This is a genomic window from Pseudomonas sp. GW821-FHT09H03, from assembly GCF_059415945.1.
Genome location: NZ_JBWKOF010000004.1, coordinates 122,924 through 142,644, shown reverse-complemented (window position 1 = coordinate 142,644; position 19,721 = coordinate 122,924). Strand labels below are relative to the sequence as shown.

At 61.0% G+C, this 19,721-nt stretch carries 7 protein-coding genes and 1 pseudogene; 4 read left to right on the top strand and 4 right to left on the bottom strand.

The window, feature by feature from the left end:
* Positions 1-96 precede the first annotated feature (96 nt).
* From AC07OG_RS07280 to AC07OG_RS07265, 4 genes are read right to left on the bottom strand one after another with little or no spacing between them, the layout of a single operon-like run.
* The gene (locus tag AC07OG_RS07280) at positions 97-11,691 is read right to left on the bottom strand and encodes a VCBS domain-containing protein (protein WP_495066591.1); all 11,595 of its coding nucleotides are present in this window, start codon (positions 11,689-11,691) and stop codon (positions 97-99) included.
* A 24-nt stretch (positions 11,692-11,715) separates the two neighbouring features.
* The gene (locus AC07OG_RS07275) at positions 11,716-13,062 is read right to left on the bottom strand and encodes an HlyD family type I secretion periplasmic adaptor subunit (protein WP_495066590.1); all 1,347 of its coding nucleotides are present in this window, start codon (positions 13,060-13,062) and stop codon (positions 11,716-11,718) included.
* A complete protein-coding gene (locus AC07OG_RS07270) occupies positions 13,055-15,277 on the bottom strand; it encodes an ATP-binding cassette domain-containing protein (RefSeq protein WP_495066589.1) in 2,223 nt (740 codons plus the stop codon). Before AC07OG_RS07270 ends, AC07OG_RS07275 begins: the two co-directional genes overlap by 8 nt.
* On the bottom strand, positions 15,267-16,916 hold the full coding sequence (locus AC07OG_RS07265; RefSeq protein WP_495066588.1) for an ABC transporter transmembrane domain-containing protein: 1,650 nt from the start codon (positions 16,914-16,916) through the stop codon (positions 15,267-15,269). Before AC07OG_RS07265 ends, AC07OG_RS07270 begins: the two co-directional genes overlap by 11 nt.
* 441 nt (positions 16,917-17,357) lie before the next feature.
* On the opposite strand from AC07OG_RS07265, the gene AC07OG_RS07260 reads away from it, so the two are divergent.
* From AC07OG_RS07260 to AC07OG_RS07245, 4 genes and pseudogenes are all read left to right on the top strand, one after another.
* Positions 17,358-17,540, top strand: a complete 183-nt coding sequence (locus AC07OG_RS07260) for a hypothetical protein (protein WP_060542200.1) — start codon at positions 17,358-17,360, stop codon at positions 17,538-17,540.
* Between the two features lie 414 nt (positions 17,541-17,954).
* A pseudogene (locus AC07OG_RS07255) lies at positions 17,955-18,161 on the top strand (polyamine ABC transporter substrate-binding protein); the annotation flags it as partial.
* A gap of 57 nt (positions 18,162-18,218) precedes the next feature.
* A complete protein-coding gene (locus AC07OG_RS07250; protein ID WP_495066587.1) occupies positions 18,219-18,380 on the top strand; it encodes a DUF2986 domain-containing protein in 162 nt (53 codons plus the stop codon).
* A 188-nt stretch (positions 18,381-18,568) separates the two neighbouring features.
* Positions 18,569-19,648, top strand: coding sequence for an RHS repeat-associated core domain-containing protein (locus AC07OG_RS07245; RefSeq protein WP_495066586.1), 1,080 nt, complete (start codon positions 18,569-18,571; stop codon positions 19,646-19,648).
* Positions 19,649-19,721: the final 73 nt, after the last annotated feature.

Here is a 19,721-nt window from a genome sequence, read left to right as displayed (position 1 = left end):
TTCGATGAACACTGGTGAACAACCGTGAAATGACAATGAAATTCATTGTCATTTCATGGGGTTGCAAGTTCAGCATCATGCTTGTGCCTGATGTGTTCATCCGTGAGGCTGCACAGCGGGATCCGGTGTCGACATGATCGGCGCATCCGCCAGACCCGCATCGTGGTACCCGAAGTCAGTCGGCTCGGGCGTTGCAGTACCTGGGTACAAGGGGCTGTCCGGTGGCGGCTGGTCATGTGGCGATTGCGCCGGTTCCGGAGTGCTGAGGTGCGCCGAATCCACACCGCCAAGTTGCAGATACACCTCGACTGTCGGTAATACCGGGGCACCTGCATATTCGGCCAATTTGCTGTCGCCAGGCACCTCGCCCCCAGCCGCCAAAGAATCAGTCTCGGTATGGGCAAATTGCAGGTAGTGATCCAGCGGCGATGGCTGGGTCGTTGTAGCGTTCGCCAAATCACCAGCGCTTGTTTGCTGTACCGTCACGTCCGTAGTTGGCTCCGCTGCCTTGGCGTCGAGTGCGTATGCCGAGGGCGCGACAGCCAAATTGGCCAGAGGGACCTCCATGCTTGTTGTATCGTCGCCATCGGCCGCACTCAGGATGCCCGGGTCGGGTACAGCGTCGACGCCGTTCAGGGTGATAGTCACATTGTGCGTGGTGCCATCGGCACTACTGACCGTGAAGGACTCGGTCAGTTGTTCGCCTTCGGCCAATTGCTGCACGGCAACCTGGTTATTGTCGGCGCTGTAGTGCCAGGCGCCACTGGCGTCGATGGTCAGCGAACCGTAAGCACCCACCAACGCGTCCACACCGGTATGCGCTACGAACGACGCTTCGTTGTTGTCGGGGTCGCTGATGGTGAGCTGCCCTGCGGTTTCCAGTTGGCCGCTCGCACTCTGATCCTCGGTGACGCTGCCACTGTCCACCCCGGCAATCACTGCCTCCTGGTTGGTGCCGGTCAGGGTGATGGTCAGCGTCTGCGTGGCGCTGCCGCCATGGTTGTCAGTGACGGTCAGCGCGATACTCAGGGTTTGCGTCTCCCCCGCCACCAGCCTTTGGTACGTCGGGTGGCCCGGATCGAAATGGTAGGTGCCATCGGGGCTGATGCTGAAACCGTCGACCGTGGCATCGCTGCTGTAGGTCAACGTATCGCCGGTATCCAGGTCCGTCGCCCTGGCATGGCCGGTGATGGCTGCGTCGCCTTCGGCAGCGGTCTCGCCCACGAGCACACTCATCACCGGCAGGTCGTTACTGCCGGTCAGCGTGATGACCAGATTCTGCGTCGCTTTCGCGCCCTGGCTGTCGGTGACGGTCATCGGAATGATCAGTACCTGGGTCGCGCCTTCGGCGAGGTGCTGCCAGGCCGCATCGGACGGGTCGAAGCTGTAACTGCCATCGGCGTTCAAGGTAAAACCTGCGACGCTCGAGGTGCTGCTGTAGAGCCGCGTGTCGCCCGTGTCGGGATCGCTGCCGAGCAACTGGCCAGTCACCTTGGCTCCGTCTTCCACCGCGTTCTGCGCGGTGAGCGCGCTCAGCACCGGTACATCGTTGGTGCCGTGCACCGTCACGCTGATCTGGTACGGCGTACCGTCGGCGCTAGTCAAGCTGACATGATCGGTCAGGGTCGCGCCCTGGCCCAGTTGTTGAATGGCTTGCTGGGCATTGTCCGCCGAGTAGCGCCAGGTGCCGTCACTGTTCAGCTCCAGGGTGCCATAGGCACCCTGTACGGTCTGCGCGGTGAGAATGCCTTCGCCGGTGTCGACGTCGGTCAGGCGGATCTGCCCGGAAACCACCAGTTGGCCTGCGCTGACATTCTGGTCCTCGGTGAGGTCGCCAGTGCGTTGTCCGCTGATGATGGCGGCATCGTTGGTGCCGTGGACGTCGATAGTAATGACCTGCGTGACTTCGCCACCGTGTTGGTCCCTGCCGTGAGCGGTGAAAGTCTCACTAACGACTTGCCCCTCCTGGAGCGCCTGCACCTGGGGCGAGTTGCCATTGAGCACGTAGCTCCAGGTGCCATTGGCGGACATCGTAAAACGGCCATAGGCGCCAGCGGTGTTCATGCCGGTCCACTGCGTGGTGTCACCGCTATCCACGTCGGTGGTGGTCAATTGGCCATGGGCTTCGACGGTGGTGTCTTCCGTGGTGCTGCCACGCACGTCGCCGGCCACCACGGGCAGGTCGTTACTTCCGTAGATGGTAATGACCACATCTTTGCCCACCGAGACGCCGCTGCCGTCGATTGCCGTGACATGGAAGGTCTCGGTGAGGCTGGCACCGGCATTGAGTGCCTTGACGGTTGGATTGAGCCCATCGAGTGTGTAGACCCAGCGGCCATCGCTTGCGATCTCGAAATGGCCGAGTGCGCTGTCCACAGCCTGCGGTTCGATCGTCGCGACATCGCCGGCATCCGGATCGCTCGCGATCAGCTTGCCAGTGGCCTGCACTTGGCTGCGATCGGTAACGGAACCACTGATAGCGCCGTTGATCACCGGCGCATCGTTAACCCCGCTCACCACCAGATGGATCCGCTCCAGGGCGATATGGCCGTTACTGTCTCTGACCTGCACGGTGAAGGTGTCTGTGAGCTGCTGGCCCGCAGCGAGGCTTTTCAGTGCGGTGTTGGCAGCGGCCTGGTCCAGCTGGTAGTGCCAGCTGCCGTCCGCTTCGATCGACAACGTGCCGGCCTGGCCGTGCGCGCTCGACACCATGCTGAAGCTGAAGGTATCGCCAATATCCGGATCGTCGATCGATATCTTGCCGCTCAGCACTTCCTTGGCACCGGGCTGGGCGATGCCTTCAATGACACTGGGGACCATCGGGCCATCGGCCGTGCCATGCACCTTAACGAGGACTTCATGGGACACTGTCGCGCCTTGACCGTCGGTGGCATTGACCAGAAAACGCTCGACGACGGACTCGCCGGCATTGAGGTATTGCGCCTTGGCATTGTCGAGGTGGTAGGTCCAGTCGCCTTTGTCGTCGATGCTGAAGTCGCCGAGCAGGCCTGTGCCCTGCTGAACGCTCCAGGTCGCACTGTCGCCGGTATTGAGGTCTCGCGCCGCGAGACTGCCAACGGCGGTGAGTTGCTGGTCCTCGATCGTCGTGCCCGTATCCACTCCAACGATGTGTGGCGTGTCGTTGGTGCCGTTGATCGTCACAGTGAACTGTGTCTGCACCTTGTTGCCACTGGCGTCGACGCCGTGGACGTTGAAATACTCCTGGACGGACTGTCCGAGATTGAGCGCCTGAACCTGCAGCGCGTCGTTATGCAGGTTATAGACCCACGATCCGTCGGGCCCCAGGGTAAGGACGCCGAAGGTGCCGTTGACGGGCGTCACTTGCCAGGTGACCGGGCTGCCTTCGGGCGATGCGCCGACCAATTGGCCAGAACGTACGATGGAAACATCTTCGGTCACACTGACACTGACCGACGGCAGGGTCAGCGGCGGCGTACCGCCACCACCGCCGCCAGCGCCTGTGTCTGGATCGGGCGGCGCGTTGGCGGGCTGGGTGCCGACCACGGTGACATTGACGAAGCACTCTGCGCTGGCGCCGTGGTTGTCGGTCAGTTGCACACGAAAGCTGTCAATCCTCTGCTCTCCAGGCTGCAACGCCTTGGTGTCGGCGTCGTTGATGTCGAGCGTGTAGGTCCAGCGACCGTAATCATCGAGTGTCAGCGTACCGTACACACCGTGCCCCTCACTGAGGCTCCAGGTGGTGCTGTCGATCTGGTCCGGGTCTTGGCCGACCAGCCGTCCGGATGCGGTTTGCGAGATGAACTCGAACACCACGCCGGTGGCGACGCCACTGATGAGCGGCGCATCGTTGGTACCATGCACCGTGACCGTAACCGGCCGGTAAGTGACACCGCCGTTCTGGTCGAGCGCCGCGATAGTGAAGGTTTCAGTGGCTGTCTGTCCCTGGGCCAGGGCCTGAACGTACGCCTGGGAGTTGTACAGCTGGTAGATCCACTGCCCATCGGTATTCAGCGAGAACTGACCGTAGGCGCCGGCGTACTGGTTCTCCTCGAAGCTCGTCTGGTCGCCGCTGTCCACATCCCGGGCAATGAGGCTCCCGGTGACGCTGTCCATCTGGTCTTCAGTGATGTCGGCGCTGTCGACGCCACTGATAACCGGAGCATCATTGTGGCCGCGAACCGTGATGGTGATGTCCTTGAAGTCAGTCAAACCATGCGAGTCAGTGACCTGGACGCGGAACGTCTCGGTTGCGCTGGCGCCCTCACCCAAGGCATCGACAGTGGCCGAGCCCGCGTCGAGCTGATAAGTCCAGACGCCCTGCGCGTCGAGGATCAGCGTACCGAGCTGTCCATGGGGGTCGCCAACCACTGCCCAGTTCGCGGTATCGCCGCTGTCCACATCCCCTGGCAGCAACTGCCCACTGACACGGGTGGCGATGTCCTCGGTCACTTCGCCGCTGCTGGTCCCGCCGATGTGCGGGCCGTCATTGGTGCCGTGTACCTGCACCTGGATAGTGGCGGAACTGCGCTCGCCAGCGGCATCAGTGATATTGACGACGAAGCGCTCGACGACTGTCGCGCCCTGGGCCAGCCTGTCTGCTTTGGTGTGATCGAGCGTATAGGTCCAATGCCCGCTCTGATCGAGCGTCAGCGTGCCGTAGCTGCCCACGCTCTGTCCGATAAAACCGTCGATCGACCAGGACAGGGGGTCGCCAATGTCCGTGTCCCCACTGGCAATGGTCCCTTGGGCTGTGGTCGCGCCGATCTGGTCTTCGGTCACGTCCCCTGTGAGCGCTGGTGAATTGGGGTCGATGGCCGGGCCGTCATTGGTGCCGGTGACCTGAATTGTGACCTGTTGATCGGCATAACCACCGTGGTTGTCGCTGACGCGCACAATGAAACTGTCTTGTGGCGAGTCGCCGGCCTTGATCGACTGAGAACGCGCTTCATCAAGGCGGTAGGTCCAACGCCCGCTCTGGTCGATGCTTAGCGCGCCATAGATGCCTTGCGGGGTGAGCACCTGCCAAGCCCCCAGCTTGTCGCCCGTGTCGATGTCGCTGAATGACAGCGCACCGCTGGCGCTCATGGTCCTGTCTTCGACCACGCTACCCTGGTGGGCGCCGCTGATGCCCGGATTATCGTTGCTGCCGTTGACCTCGATCGAGATCACCTGATTGACCGGCTTGCCAGCCCCATCGACGCCGCGCACGGTAAAGGTCTCGGTGTGTCGCTCGCCAGCTGCCAAGGCCTGGGTCGCGGCGCGTGAGTTGTCGAGGCTGTAGTTCCAGATGCCGGTCGAAGTGTCGAACGTCAAGGCGCCGTAGGTCCCGTTACCATCGACCAGTGACCAGCTGAAGGTATCACCGGTATCCGCGTCGGCATGGGTCAGGGTGCCGCCAACCACGCTCTGAGTGTCATCTTCGGTGACCGCTGCGGCGCTGCTGCCACTGATCACTGGCAGGTCATTGGCCCCGGTGATGACAATGTCCACGGTCTGCTGCGAGATGGCGCCGTGGTTGTCGGTGACGGTGGCAACGAAGCTGTCATGCACCTTCTGACCGGCCGCCAGGGCTTGGGTTGCCGTGCGGCTATTGTCCAGGGTGTAGACCCAGTTGCCGGTTAACGCATCGAGCGCCAAGGTGCCGTAGTTACCTGCGGTCGACGCCAGGCTCCAGGACAGCTGTGCGTCGGTGTCGACATCACTGGCCACCAGGCGCCCGGTGGCGCTGGATACGGCGGCATCTTCAGTGACCGCACCTGTAATAACGGAACTTCCGCCGATCTGCGGCGCATCGTTGGTGCCCAGCAAGGTGATCGTGACCTGGTGCGCCGTGCCATCAACGCTGCGCACGGAGAAAGTGTCCGTTGCCGTCGCGCCTTCGCTCAGTTTCTGGATTGCCGCCTGATTGTTGTTGGCGCTGTAGTGCCAGGCGCCGCTGGCATCGATCGTCAGGCTGCCATAGGTGCCCACGAGGGCGCCGGCGCCACTGCGCGGCGTGAACACCGCCTCGCCATTGTCCACGTCGCTGATGGTGAGCTGACCACCGGTTTCCAGCCTGCCGGCGGTGCCCTGATCTTCAGTGACGCTGCCGCTGTCCACCCCGGCGATTACCGCGCCCTGGTTGGTGCCCGTCAGGGTAATGGACAGGATTTTCGTCGCCGTGCCGCCGTGGTTGTCGGTCACCGTCACTGCAATGTTCAGCACCTGCTGCGCACCGGCGTTCAGGCTTTGATAGGTCGCGTGGGACGGGTCGAAACGGTAGCTGCCATCCGGTTCGATGCTGAAACCGTCAACCGTCGCTGACGTGCCATAGGTGAGCGTATCGCCAGTGTCGATGTCGGTGGCAAACACCTTGCCGTTGATCGCGGCGCCGCCTTCGGTGGCCACGCGCGCGACCGGCACGCTCATCACCGGCAGGTCGTTGGTGCCGGTAATGGTAATCACCAGGTTCTGCGTGGCCGTGGCGCCGTGGTTATCGGTGACCGTCACCGGGATAGTCAGGACCCGCTGTGCACCTTCGGCCAGTTGCTGGTAAGCCGCATCGCCGGGATTGAAGCTGTAACTGCCGTTGGCATTGAGCGTGAAGCCCGCAGGGACAGAGGTTGCGCTGTAGCTCAGGGTATCGCCGCTGTCGATATCACTCGCCGTCAGTTGCCCCGTCACCTTGGCACCGTCTTCCACCGCGTTTCGCGCACTGATTGCGTTGAGCACCGGTGCATCGTTGGTACCGTTCAACGTGATCGTTACGCTATGCGTGGTGCCGTCGACGCTGCTAATGGTGAAGTGCTCGGTCAGCGTGGCGCCCTGCCCCAATTGCTGCAACGCCTGCTGTCCGGTGTCGGCGCTGTAGTGCCAGGCGCCGCTGGCGTCGATACTCAAGCTGCCGTAGCTGCCGGTCAGTGCCGTGGCGCCGGATTGCTCGGTAAATACCGCCTGGTCGCTGTCCGGATCACTGAGGGTCAACTGGCCGACAGCCTCCAACAGCTGGGTGCCGGGAGATACCTGGTCTTCGGTGACGCCACCGCTGTCCACGCCGGCAATGATGGCGCCCTGATTGGTGCCGGTCAGGGTGAAAGTCAGTATCTGCGTCGCCGTGCCGCCGTGGCCGTCGGTGACCGTCACCGGGATGTTCAGGGTCTGTGTCTCACCGGCATTCAAGTGCTGGTACGCGGCGTTCGCCGGGTCGAACGAATAGGCGCCATCCGCGTTCAGGGTGAACCCCGGGACCTGCGCCAAAGTGCTGAAACCGAGGGTATCGCTGCTGTCGACATCACGGGCATCGAGCTGGCCGTGTTCCACCGCACCGCCTTCCATCACGTTCCGTGGCGGGACATTCTGCAGCAGTGGATTGTCGTTGGTACCCTGCACGCTGATGACGACATCCTGGCGAGCGGACGCGCCATGCTCGTCGGTGACCAGCACGCTGAAGCGCTCGCTGGCCTGTTGTCCCTGCGCCAGGGCCTGGGTGGCCGCACGGCTGTTGTCCAGAGTGTAAATCCACTGGCCGCTGACCCCGTCGAGGGACAAGGTGCCGTAGGTGCCAGACCCCGCCTCCAGACTCCAGCTTAGCCGGCTGCCGATATCGATGTCACTGGCGATCAGTACACCGCCCAGTGTGTTCGATGTGGCGTCTTCGCTGATCGCACCGCCAGTGATCGAACTCTGGCTGATCACCGGCGCATCGTTGGTACCGTTCAAGGTGATGTCGATGCTGTGCCGGGTGCCGTCGACGCTGGTAATGGTGAAGTGATCGGTCAGCGTGTCGCCCTGCCCCATCTGCTGGACCGCCACCTGGTTGTTGTCCGCCGCGTAATGCCAGGCGCCTGAAGCATCAATCGTCAGCACGCCATAGGCACCATTGATCCCTTCGTCGCCACTGTGGGCGACGAAGCAGGCCTCGCCGTGATCCGGATCGGTGATGCTCAACTGCCCTGCGGTTTCCAGCAGTTGAGAGTCACCGCTACCCTGGTCTTCAGTAACGCCACCGACATCCACACCAGCGATGAGCGCACTCTGATCGGTACCGGTCAGGGTGATGGTGAGGATTTGCGTCGCCGTGCCGCCGTGGTTGTCGGTCACCGTCAACGGGATGCTCAGAATCTGCGTCTGACCGGCATTGAGGCTTTGATAGGCTGCGTGACTCGGGTCGAAATGGTAGGTGCCGTCCGGGTCGATGCTGAAACCGTCGACTGTGACCCCAGTGCTGTAAGTCAGCACGTCACCGGTGTCGATGTCGGTGGCGACAATCTGCTTGGTGATCGCGCCGCCGCCTTCGATGGCTGTGCATGGGGTAAGCAGACTCATCACCGGCAAGTCGTTGCTGCCGGTAATCGTAATCACCAGGTTTTGCGTGGCCGCGGCGCCATGGGAGTCGGTCACCGTCACCGGGATCGAGAGAATCTGTCGTGCCCCTTCGGCCAAGTGCTGGTAAGCCGCATCGCCGGGGTCAAAGCTGTAGCTGCCGTCGGCATTGAGGCTGAAACCTGCGACTGTCGAGGACGTGCCGTAGCTGAGCGTGTCGCCGATATCCACGTCGGTGCCGACAAGCTGCCCGAAGACCTTCGCACCATCCTCGTCAGTACTTTGTTCGGCGATGGCGCTCAATAGCGGCACATCGTTGGTACCCATCAACGTCACGCTGATCTGGTGCGTGGTGCCCTCGACGGTGGTAACGATGAAGTGTTCGGTCAGGGACGCCCCCTGCCCCAATTGCTGCACCGCCGCCTGAGCGTTGTCTGCGCTGTAGTGCCAGGCACCACTGGCATCGATAGTCAGACTGCCGTAGTTGCCGGTTAACGCCGCTGTGTCTGCATGGCTCACAAAGTAAGCTTCGTTCTGGTCCGGATCGACGACGACCAGTTGGCCACCGGTCTCCAGCAGGTGTGTGCCGGCGCTGACGCCGTCCTCGGTAACGAGTCCGCTGTCGATGCCGGTGATCACCGCGACCTGATTGGTGCCGGTCAGGCTGAACACCAGTTGCTCGATGGCCGTGGCGCCATGGTTGTCGGTTACGGTGACCGCAATTGTGAGGGTTTGCTGTGCGCCCTCGGAGAGGTGCTGGTAGGCAGCATGCCCCGGATCCATGCTGTAGCTGCCGTCCGGGTTGAGGATGAAACCGGCGACCTGGGCGCTGGTGCTGTAGGTGTGGGTGTCGGCGGTGTCGATGTCGGTAGCAATAAGCTGGCCGTGCACGACGGCGTCACCTTCGGTGAGGCTCTGCGCCGGGACCTGCAGCAGTACAGGGGCGTCATTGGTGCCGCGCACACTGATATCGATTGGCTGTTGCACCACTGCGCCATGCTCGTCGGTGAGCAGCGCAATGAAGTGTTCAGTGACCTGCTGCCCCTCTGCCAGGTTCTGGGTGGCGAGACGACTGTTGTCCAGGGTGTAAGTCCATTGCCCGCTGAGCGGGTCGATGGCCAACGAACCATAGGTACCCTCGGTTGGCGCCAGGCTCCAGTTGAGCCGGCTACCTGAATCGACGTCACTGGCGCTCAGCACACCGACCAGGGTGTTCGCCGAGTCGTCCTCTGAAATTGCGCCGCTGGTGATCGAGTCGTTACCGATCTGCGGCGCATCGTTGGAGCCGGTCAGGGTGATATCGATGCTCTGCCGGGTGCCGTCGATGCTGGTAATCGTGAAGTGTTCGGTCAGCGTGTCGCCTTGCCCCAGTTGCCGGATCACTGTCAGGTCGGGATCTGCCACGTAATGCCAGGCACCGCTCGCGTCAATGGTCAGCACGCCGTATTCACCGCTCAGGGCATCGCCACCACCGTGGGGTGAGAAACGGTTTTCGCCGAGGTCCGGATCACTGATCGTCAGTTGACCACCCGTTTCAAGCAGGTGCGTGCCGCCGCTGGTGTTGTCCTCGGTGACGGTGCCGCTGATCACGCCGCTGATGACGGCGCCCTGGTTGGTCCCGGTCAAAATGATGCGCAGATCTTGCGTGGCCGAACCACCGTGTTCGTCGGTGACAGTCAGTGGGATAACCAGCGTTTGCTGAACACCGGCGGGCAACGACTGATAAGTGCTGTGGCCCGGGTCAAAGCGGTAATTGCCGTCCGCGTCGATGGTGAAACCGTCGACGTGGGCTGTGGTGCCGTAGGTCAGCGTGTGGCCGGCATCCACATCAGTTGCGCTGAGGCGGCCGGTCAACGGCGCGCCACCTTCACTGGCTGCGCGGGTAACAAGAGTGTCGAGTACTGGCAGGTCATTTCTGCCGGTGAGGTTAATCAACAAATTCTGCGTGGCGACGCCTCCATGGCCGTCGCTGACCGTCACCGGGATGATCAGTTGCTGCGTGGCACCTTCTGCGAGGGAGCGATAGGCGGCATTGCTGGGGTCGAAACGATAGCTGCCATCCGCTGCCAGGGTGAAGCCCGGCACATTGGCAGTGGTACTGAAAGTGAGGTGGTCGAGCGTGTCGACATCGGTCGCGGGGATTTTCCCGTGCACAATCTCACCATCTTGCGTCGCCTGAAGCGCGTCGATGCGTGCGATGACCGGGGCATCATTGAGCCCGACGATGGTGATGGTCAGGCGCGCGGTGGAGGTCGCACCGTGTTCGTCGACCACGCTGGCGAGGAAATACTCGCTGGCCACCTGGCCCTCGGCGAGCGCCTGAGTCGACGCGCGGTCGTTGTCGAGTTGATACTGCCACTGGCCGGTGGCAGCATCGAGCGTCAACTCACCGTATTGGCCGTGTACGGTGTCGACCTGCCAATGCAGCCGGGCGTCCAGGTCCGCGTCCCGGGCCTCGAGCTGGCCACTGGCAAACGTTTGCAAGTCTTCGCGATTGCTGCCGGTGAGTACCGAGCCTTGGGTAATTTCGGGGCGGTCGTTCGTACCTCGCAAGTCAATCCTGATCAGCAGATCGACGGGCGCCATAGCGCCCGAACTGGCGCGCACCACAAACTCCTCGATGACATGCTGACCGTCGTTAAGCCCCTGAAACGCCGCGCTGTTGGTGTTCGGGATGTAATGCCAGCTGCCATCGGGCGCAACCTGCAATGTCCCATAAACGCCGTCCGGCGCCATCGCGTGCCACAGGGTGACCACGCCCCTCTCACCACCGCTTGCACTGAGCTGGCCGCTGATCTGCTGTTCGTAGTCCTCGATCACATTGCCGGCCAGATCGCCAACAGCGAAAAAAGGCACCGATCCATCATTGCCCGCGACCTCTTCGGCGGGCAGCAATGGCGGCACTTGGACGCTGCCGGCAACTGCGTCGCCAGCCGCCAATCCCGACGACCCACCGCCGCGCAGAGCCCTGGCACCGTCAGCGACTGGCACCAGGGTGGCAGCCGGCAGCGCTGCAGAGCCATGATCTGCTGCCACAAAAATCCCGGCAGGCTTGTCGTTGCCCGGCAACGACCCATAGTCACCGGCATCAGCAGTGGCGCCAGTCTGGCTGGCTGCAGGCGCATGGGGTACCGGCACCAGGTCAGGAACGGGCCACGTCTGCTCGACAACGGCCTCTTGACTGGCCGGCACACCGGCATGCTGTGGCCCGGGGGCGCCACCAGCGGTGGGCTGTTGGCCAGGCAGTGCTTGCCCTTGCTTGTCTTCGGTCCAGCCCAGGGGGTTGCGTTGGTCAACCTGAGACTGCGTGCCCAGTGGCTGCTCACGCGCACCCAGGCGCCTGGCGGCTTCGTCCGGGCTCATCCGCGGATGTGCGCCCAACGTCGAACCTTCATTATTAATGGTCATGGTCGATTACCTGTGCACCTGGGCCTAGCGTTCGTGGAATGCCATGTCGGCACCGATGAATACGGGCTTGGCAAGGTACTGGAACACCGACTTTCGCCCCGTGACGATATCCGCCTCGCCCGTCATACCGGGGATCAGTCGCCGGTCTGTGTCTTTGCCGACATGGTCCTGATCGAGCTGGATATCCACCTTGTAGTAAGTCGCGCCGTTCTGCTCCTGGCGAAAAGCCGACGGGGAGATGCGTTTGACCTCGCCCGTCACTGAGCCGAACCGGCTGAAATCAAAAGCATCGACCTTTACCAGTGTGGTTTGCCCAATACGCACGAACCCGATATCGCGCGGTGAGACCAGGACTTCCATCACCACACCACCTTCGCTTGGCACCAGCTCCGCCACCGTACCGCCGGGTGCAATCACAGCGCCGGCGCGGGTATCGGGCAGTTGCTTGATGAACCCGGCCACCGGCGCCACCACTTCGGTACGCCCTTGGCGGTCTTCCAGCGCAACCAACTCGGCATCCAGCTCATGAATCTTCTCGATCATTTCGCTGCGCTTGGCCCCAGCCTTCTGTTTGATCTCGTCCAGCACCTGCTGATGTTCCGCCTGGGCAACAGCGATGGTCTTGTTCAGCTCGGAGATACGCGATCGCAATTGCGCCAGGTTGCGCTCGAGCTCCGCCGCATGCCCCTGCGCCTCGGCCATGCGCACAGCAGAAATAGCCCCCCTGGCGTAGCCATCCTCGTAGCGGGCCTGGACGTTTAGAGCCAGGTCCAATTGATTGCGCATCGCAGGCAACTCGCTCTGTGCGCCAAGCAGTGCCGCCTTCTGCTGTTCGAAGACTGTTCGTTTGGCATCGGCGAGCGAGGTGTTGAGTGCCAGTTCGTTGGCGTAACGCTTGATCGCCTCATCCACCAGACCCTGCTGATCGGCGAAACCTGAAAATTTCGGCTGACGTGCCTCAATGACAGCCCCCCACAGTTCAAGATCGATCTGCAAGGCGGCGCGACGCACACTGGCCTGGGCGTGATCCTTCTGCACATCGGTGGTGGCAAACCGGGCGATGACCTGCCCGGCCTTGACCTGCTCGCCCGACTCGACCAGCAACTCGGTAAGAATGCCGCCTTCCTTCGATTGCAGCAGTTGAATGCGCGACACCGGTTGAACCTCCCCGCGCGCCTTGGCCAGCTCATCCACCTGTGCGACCAGCGTCCAGAGCAGGAACAGCAACACAAGGGCAACAATGGCCAGCAGCATGCGCCGCAAATGCCGGGAACTGCGGCCATCGTTGAGCAGGTTGGCTATGTTGGCACCGGCACGGTCGTCGGCCCCGGTGATGGCAATGATCTTGGGCAGTGAATCGATCTTAAACATGAACCGGTCCTTTTAAGCTGTCTTGCGCCACACCTTTGGGGTTCTGAAGGGCGACTGGTCCGACATGAATCAATTTGCCCTGTTCGAGAATCACGATCAGGTCCGCGGTTTCGATCAGGTCCGCACGGTGGGTAGCGATTACCACGGTGCTGGTGCCGCGCAAGTCGTCGAGCAGACGCTTGAACATGTCATCGAGCACGGGATCGCCGTCACGCAGCGGGTCATCCAGCAACAGCAGGGGCGGATCGCCCAGCACGGCTTCGACCATGCCCACCACGTGGCGTATACGCAGGGCATCGGGGTCTTCGCGCCAGGGATCAAGCTGCATGTTCAGTGCCTCTTGCTCGCCGGTGCAGCCGAGCAAACGCCACCAGGTTTCGCCCGCAACCCGGGCGAAGCAGGCCACGATCCGCGCATCACAGGCAGCTGGATGAGACAACTGGAGGAAGTCACGCACTGACAACGGCAGGTTCTGCAGGGTCTGTGCATGAAAGCCGACCCAGACCCGGTAATCCGCCGGGTCGAACTGGCGGATATCACGTCCATCGAGCACCACGCGGCCACTTTGAGGCATGCGCACCCCGGACAGACACTGCAATAAAGTGCTCTTGCCAGCGCCGTTGGGCCCGACCACCACCACACGCTGGCCCGGCTGCAACTCGAAGCTGACGCCGTTAAGCGCAGGCTCCTGCTCCACGCTATAGCGATAAAACAAATGGTCCACGGCGATGCGAGGCGCCAGCGGCTCGATCGGCGAATACATCTGCGGGTGCTGCGCCTCGCCAGCGGACTGCATGAGCCGGTCCAGCTGCAAGCGCGATTCCTTGATCTGACTCATGCGCAGACTCAGCGAAAAGAATTGCTGGGCCGGGGTGGTGACGTGCCAGACCAGCATCATCGTGGCGATCAACCCGCCAGCCGTCATGCCCTGGGCCAGGACCAGAGCGATGCCGGCGGCCATGGTGCCCAGCACAATGAACATGCTCAGTGCCTGACCAATGCTTTGCATCAACGCCTGGGCCAGGGCCAGATCACGATTGGCTTGCGCTGCCTGGCTGGACATGTCGCGCATGCGTCGCAGCCAGTGGTGGTTGCCACTGATGCCCTGAAGGGAGCGAAGCCGCTGGATGCCGCTGGCATACTCCTCCAGCAGCCGGTTGCCGACGCGCCCGGCGTGCACCGCTTTGCGCTGCAAATAAGGCTGTACTAACCACGCAGCGAGCAAGAACAGCAGCAGACCGATGATCGGCACACACACGATCCAACCGCCCAACAGGGCAATCACCACGATGAACACCAACACGAATGGATAGTCGACCAGCGCCACACCGCCAGCGCCGCTCAGGTACTGGCGCACGCCTTCGAGCGAACGCATGCGGGCGAGGTTGTTGTTCAGACCCAGTCGCGACGAATACTCCAATGGCAAACCGAGGGTCTTGCGAAACGCCGCGGTGCCAATGCTGGCACCGGCCCATGCACCCATGCGTGCGAGCAGTGTCGCGCGTCCCAGGCGCAGCCCCCAACCACAGATGACGGCAATGATCGCCCCCAACCCCAGTGTGGTCAGGGTGCCGGTGGCGCCACTGGGAATTACGGAGTTGTAGACGGTCATGGTGAACAAGGACACCGACAATGCCAGGACGTTAGTGACCAGACTGATCAGCCCGATACCAAACAGTTCGCCCTGAGCCTTGGCCATCAGTCCCGCAAACCAGTCGGGCTGCGGTGCATCGATGGGTATGAACCCCGCTTTGCGCTGGATCAGCAAAAATTCGCTGTCGCTCGACGGCTGCCAATCATGGACCGGGCTTTCCCCGTCATGCCACCAGTCCTGGTCATCCAGACGGCCAAGATAGAGCATGCAACGCTCATCGGTAATTGCCAGAGTGCCTGTTGGAAGGCTTTCCATCAGGTTGTCGCGCTTGCCATGGGGCAGGTAATCGGAACGGAAACCGATGTCCACCAACAGCGTGCGCAGGTCTTCAACGGTAAACCCGGCACCTTGGGCAGGCAGGCTGGGCACCAGATTGCGCGGCGCACCAAACCAGTCCAGCGTCACCAGCAGTGCGGGCAGGCAGCGAGCGATCGCCGAGGCACCCAGTCGTGCCTCGCCCAGCAGCGTGGCGATGCGTTGCATGCGCGCACGCTCACTCCAGAACATATCGAGTCTGTCGGCGGTATCCATCGGGTCACAAGCGAAGTTTTCAGTTTGCATGCGGGTCGCTCCTGCCTATGCGGATGCTGCGATCGCAGGCACCAATCATGATCGGCTTGTTGCTGGCCACAAGAACCGTGGGGCGTGCGGCCATGTTTTGCAGCAGCATGGCCAGGCGTTTTTGTCCGTCCAGATCAAGACCGCTGCCTGCATGATCGAGCAGCAAAATCCTGGGCTGGCGCACAAGCGCCCGGATCAGCGCAATGCGCTGGTAAAAACCTTCATCGAACTGTTCGGCGCCCAAGGTACCTATTTCCGTCAACGCGCCACTGCGCAGACGGCCGAGAAATGGCAACAGGCCCAACGCTTCGGCATATTCACGGGCCAGTTCGTTGTAGCGCGGGTCGAACAGGGTCAGATTGTTGAGTATCGATCCCGCCACCAAAGCAGGATGACGCGGTACCAGGCTGACACTCTGGCGCAGGTTGGCGGCCGAATACTCACGCACCGAATGACCGTCCAGACGCACTTCCAACCCCTGTTGCAACCCTGTGCCAGCCACCATCGCCAGCAATTTTGACGCCAGCGCCGCGTCGGCAGCATCCAGATGAACCAGCTCGCCCGAGGCAATGTTGATGGTCAAATCGGGATTGCTATCCCTGAGCAGTTCAATGCACCCCTGGGTCACGATGAGCGATGCCGTGGGCTGGTCGGGTGCCTGCCGATAACGCGCTGCATCGCCGACCGGCAGTTCCAGCAAGCGATGGACTTTGGCCTGCGCTTCCCGTGCTTGCGCCTGGCGCGCGAAGTAGCCTAAGCCGAGCATCGCCGGCCCGATGGAGCGACCGGCGAGCAATGTACAGGCAGTCAGTGCGCCGGTGCTCAGTTCGCCATTCATCACGTCGATCGAGCCAAAAATCACGATGAGTACGGTGGACAGCTGGCCCAACAGCGCAGCGTTCTCGCGGACCCAGGCGATGAGCATTTCCAGGCGTGCCGATGCGGCCATGTACCGTGCATTGATCCCTGTGTAGTTGCGACTCAGCCCGGGCTCGGCGCCGCGCGACTTGACCTCTGGCAGCCCGGCGAAGGACGCCCACAACAGGTTTCGGCGACGGATGTCGGCCGCCTCGGCGCGGCTCAAGGTGCGTTCGGTGGCAGTCTTGACCAGCAGGGTCATGCCCACGGCGACCCCGAACAAACCCAGCGGAATGAAGGCCAGCCAGCCACCGATGTACGCCACCAGGCCTATATAAATAGCGATGAACGGCACTTCGTACAGCGCCACCGCGGCATTGCCGGAAGACAAATCGCGCACCTGCGCGACCGAACGTATGCCATCAATCACGCTGGCGGTGCCCATGCCCTCAACGACGTTGATATCCGCCTTGAGCAGTCTGTCAAAAATGCGCGTAGTCGTTTCGCTCTCGTATTGCGCGGCGATGTGCGCAAACAGCGCCGTGCGGCCGTAACGCAAGATAGCTTCGAGGATGATGGCGATACCGACACCAACCACCAGGAACACCGCCGTGCCGTAGGACTGGCTTGGCAGAATGCGGTCGTAGATCTGCAGCAATGCCAGGGGCAAGGCCAGGGCAAGCAGATGGATAACCAGTGAGACTGCCGCTGCATCCAGTCGATGAACGCGAGGGCGATCGTCGGCCACCGGCACGGTTGGACTTGGGGTTGAACAGTTCAACTGGACTTCCTCGTGACGGAGTCAAAGAAGGGGCGGTAGGCAGCCGGAGGGGCAAAGGTTGTGCCGCGCGAGCACGATGGGGGGAGGACATAATCGTCGCTTTTGCCGAGTGACAGCAGTAACGCATGCCAATTACATGGGTGTTCTGAAATGCTTTGTGCTGTTCTGTCGGGCGCTGAAATTCTTTGAAAACTTCTGACAAACCCGCTGTAAGCGGCATGCAGTGCGTGCTGGTTGATGTTTTTACCCGCTCATCGAGCCGGTTGGGCACCTTGAGGAGCGCGACTGTCTGCTGCTGTGGGTTCTCGAGTTCCTTGATCAGGCGCAATGACCGCTGCCGATCATGATGGTAGAAGCATCAGTTGGAGAGTCATGAACACTGCCCACGCTGGAAATCAATCCCGGGCTAGACTCATTACCACCTGCCGCGTCGGAGACATCATGAACTTCATTCTCTGGGTCATTCTCGCTACAAACGGCGCACAGCCGGCCCCGGCAATCGACCATGCCGAGTACACGAATCTGGAGGCCTGTCAGCATGCGGCCGATCAGATCAGGGAATCACTGGCCGGGGTTCAGTTCCAGGTTCACACCATCTGCACCACCTCGGAAAAGACAAAATAAGGTGCGCAGGAACCTTGTCATTTTTGCGACACGGCAAATGCCTGCCCCGGTGCTGCGGTCAAACTTTCCCGATCCACTGGTCTACGCTTGCCGGAACATTCCCGGGCAGGAAGAACCATGAGCAACTTCCCCATTGTTGCCACCGTCCTCTCGATGATTCTCGGACTTTCCGTCATTCGCCTTCTTCTTGGGATGCTGACTGTTTTCGCCCCGCTGTGGGAGTGGGCTTGCTCGCGAATGCGGTGTGCCATTCAAAACAGATGGTGACTGACCCGGCCCCTTCGCGAGCAAGCCCGCTCCCACATTTGGAATGCATTTCCCTGTGGGAGCGGGCTTGCTCGCGAAGACGCCCCCCCCAACGCCGAAAAATCACCTGAAAAAGCCAATAACTCCACGAGGTTTCGATAGGCATGGATTGAAATCCATTTCCCGATCGCGCTGGCCGCGCCCTTCAGCGCCGGTGCCCAGGCTCAGCCACAGCTCAGCGTCTACAACTGGTCCGACTACATTGGCGAAACCACACTCGCCGACTTCCAGGCCACGATGGGGATCAAGGTGATCTACGACGTCTTCGACTCCATCGAAACCCTGGAAGGCAAACTACTCGCCGGTCGCAGCGGGTCTGGGCCATTGCCTAAGCTGATATGATTGACGAATAAACAGCCTGGGTAGAAAGACATGAACCGTCGTAAAAAAATCAACCAGCTATTAAAGGCTCACGCCAAAAAGGCCAGCGCCAAACTGGCACCGCAAAGCAAGACCAGGTACATCAGTAAAGCTGACCGCTTGAAGCTCGCTGCCGAGTCCAGCCCTGACTCGACCGGTTCTCCTGAAAGCTGACCTTGTAGCTTACGCACCAGGTCCGCATCACCGCGTCCAACGGCAGGCTGGCGGGCGTTCTACATGAAGGCGCGGGCGAGATCTCCTGCCCATGAGGCGGTACCCTAGCAGTTCTGATAGTAGGCAAAGATTGAAAAAACACCGATGCTCAAAGTCCAGATTCATGGACCTTGTTCGGAGCTCAGCCAATGCCCGCCTCACCTCGTCAAGCCCTACGGTGCCTCTACCGCTACGATCCTCTGGACCGCATGATTGACTGGGCAGCGAGCGGACAACCCAACATCCAGCGCTTTCACTGCAAAAGCCGTTTGGCGACTGAAATCCAGGATGCGGTAACCTACAGTTTCTTCCAGCACGATGACCAGGTGTTGGGGCAACAACGGCATGTTGGCACCACGGTCGACGGCACCTTGCTGGCGACCGATCAACAACACTCGGTGTTGAACGCACTGGACGCAACTCAGCGCAATCCCCTTGCCTACTCGCCCTACGGACATCGTCCACATGGAAACGGCTTGCTCAGCCTGCTCGGCTTTAACGGCGAACGCCCGGATCCGGTGACCGGGCATTATCACCTGGGCAATGGCTATCGGCAGTTCAACCCGGTGTTGATGCGATTTAACAGCCCGGACAGTTGGAGTCCGTTTGGCAGCGGTGGGTTGAATGCGTATGCGTATTGCGGGGGAGACCCTGTCAACAGGGCGGACCCGACGGGACATGTGCCGTTTCAGCTGACGCCCAATCTCATAAATAGGCTTAAAAAACAAACGGGGATCGCCCCGGGGGCAAAAATCAAAAAAAATCTTTTTTCGATAGAGAGTAAACTGGGCCTTGCCCAATTAACTGCATCTGCAACGGAAAATGTATCTGCACCGAGAGTTCTACTAAATAAGTACATTGAAAACGCAATAGAAAGAGCCAGTATTGTAAAACATAAATTTTCCGAAATTTCTTTAGAAAGCAGTGGACTCCCCCCTAAACTTTACGAAAAATTGACTTACAAAAGCAGACGCGCTCAAAAACGCTTAAAACGACTATTAAAGTTTGATAAATATATACACCAACAGGAGATATCCCAAATCAAATCGGCGAGATTATCGCTGAAGATTGCACATCGCGACGCGCGAAGTCATAGTTTTGCGACTGGATCTGGATCCGAGTCTGCTCGGCCTACGCAAAGATCCCATAATGTCAGGTCGGAACGCGAAGACGCTCTTGTCGACGACACCACCAACATCAGTATCCGAAATAATCTCCCTCCCACGTGACCGATTGGCACCAAAGCCAGGAAACCGTCTACATAGTGAAGTAAGCGATGACGCCGATTCCAGTGCTTGAGAC

Coding starts and splice junctions, on each gene's coding strand:
- AC07OG_RS07280 (WP_495066591.1), bottom strand. CDS start 11,691: ATGACCATTAATAATGAAGGTTCGACGTTGGGCGCACATCCGCGGATG.
- AC07OG_RS07275 (WP_495066590.1), bottom strand. CDS start 13,062: ATGTTTAAGATCGATTCACTGCCCAAGATCATTGCCATCACCGGGGCC.
- AC07OG_RS07270 (WP_495066589.1), bottom strand. CDS start 15,277: ATGCAAACTGAAAACTTCGCTTGTGACCCGATGGATACCGCCGACAGA.
- AC07OG_RS07260 (WP_060542200.1), top strand. CDS start 17,358: ATGAACTTCATTCTCTGGGTCATTCTCGCTACAAACGGCGCACAGCCG.
- AC07OG_RS07250 (WP_495066587.1), top strand. CDS start 18,219: ATGAACCGTCGTAAAAAAATCAACCAGCTATTAAAGGCTCACGCCAAA.
- AC07OG_RS07245 (WP_495066586.1), top strand. CDS start 18,569: ATGCCCGCCTCACCTCGTCAAGCCCTACGGTGCCTCTACCGCTACGAT.